Below are 1,626 nucleotides of genomic sequence, written 5' to 3' on the forward strand. Positions count from 1 at the left end.
AAACAAAAGCGCGTACGTTTTTATCCTTAGAAAGGAGGTGATCCAGCCGCACCTTCCGATACGGCTACCTTGTTACGACTTCACCCCAATCATCTGTCCCACCTTAGGCGGCTGGCTCCAAAAGGTTACCTCACCGACTTCGGGTGTTACAAACTCTCGTGGTGTGACGGGCGGTGTGTACAAGGCCCGGGAACGTATTCACCGCGGCATGCTGATCCGCGATTACTAGCGATTCCGGCTTCATGCAGGCGAGTTGCAGCCTGCAATCCGAACTGAGAATGGCTTTATGAGATTAGCTTGCCCTCGCGGGTTTGCGGGCTCTTTGTACCATCCATTGTAGCACGTGTGTAGCCCAGGTCATAAGGGGCATGATGATTTGACGTCATCCCCACCTTCCTCCGGTTTGTCACCGGCAGTCACCTTAGAGTGCCCAACTGAATGCTGGCAACTAAGATCAAGGGTTGCGCTCGTTGCGGGACTTAACCCAACATCTCACGACACGAGCTGACGACAACCATGCACCACCTGTCACTCTGTCCCCCGAAGGGGAAAGCCCTATCTCTAGGGTTGTCAGAGGATGTCAAGACCTGGTAAGGTTCTTCGCGTTGCTTCGAATTAAACCACATGCTCCACCGCTTGTGCGGGCCCCCGTCAATTCCTTTGAGTTTCAGCCTTGCGGCCGTACTCCCCAGGCGGAGTGCTTAATGCGTTAGCTGCAGCACTAAAGGGCGGAAACCCTCTAACACTTAGCACTCATCGTTTACGGCGTGGACTACCAGGGTATCTAATCCTGTTCGCTCCCCACGCTTTCGCGCCTCAGTGTCAGTTACAGACCAGAAAGTCGCCTTCGCCACTGGTGTTCCTCCACATCTCTACGCATTTCACCGCTACACGTGGAATTCCACTTTCCTCTTCTGCACTCAAGTTCCCCAGTTTCCAATGACCCTCCACGGTTGAGCCGTGGGCTTTCACATCAGACTTAAAGAACCACCTGCGCGCGCTTTACGCCCAATAATTCCGGACAACGCTTGCCACCTACGTATTACCGCGGCTGCTGGCACGTAGTTAGCCGTGGCTTTCTGGTTAGGTACCGTCAAGGTACCAGCAGTTACTCTGGTACTTGTTCTTCCCTAACAACAGAACTTTACGACCCGAAAGCCTTCATCGTTCACGCGGCGTTGCTCCGTCAGACTTTCGTCCATTGCGGAAGATTCCCTACTGCTGCCTCCCGTAGGAGTCTGGGCCGTGTCTCAGTCCCAGTGTGGCCGATCACCCTCTCAGGTCGGCTACGCATCGTCGCCTTGGTGGGCCATTACCCCACCAACTAGCTAATGCGCCGCGGGCCCATCTGTAAGTGATAGCCGAAACCATCTTTCCATCTTCTCTCATGCGAGAGAAGAACGTATCCGGTATTAGCTCCGGTTTCCCGAAGTTATCCCAGTCTTACAGGCAGGTTGCCCACGTGTTACTCACCCGTCCGCCGCTGACTTCAGGGAGCAAGCTCCCATCCGTCCGCTCGACTTGCATGTATTAGGCACGCCGCCAGCGTTCGTCCTGAGCCAGGATCAAACTCTCCGATAGAATTTGACTTGCTCATTTGTTTTTAAAGTGTGTACTCACTAGTAA

Annotated in this window: 1 rRNA gene; it reads right to left on the reverse strand. The window is 54.0% G+C overall.

The window, feature by feature from the left end:
* Nucleotides 1–30: 30 nt before the first annotated feature.
* Nucleotides 31–1,581: ribosomal RNA gene (locus MXD58_RS27175) — 16S ribosomal RNA — on the reverse strand.
* Nucleotides 1,582–1,626 lie beyond the last annotated feature (45 nt).

Source organism: Frankia sp. AgKG'84/4 (genome assembly GCF_023242965.2).
GTDB lineage: Bacteria > Actinomycetota > Actinomycetes > Frankiales > Frankiaceae > Frankia.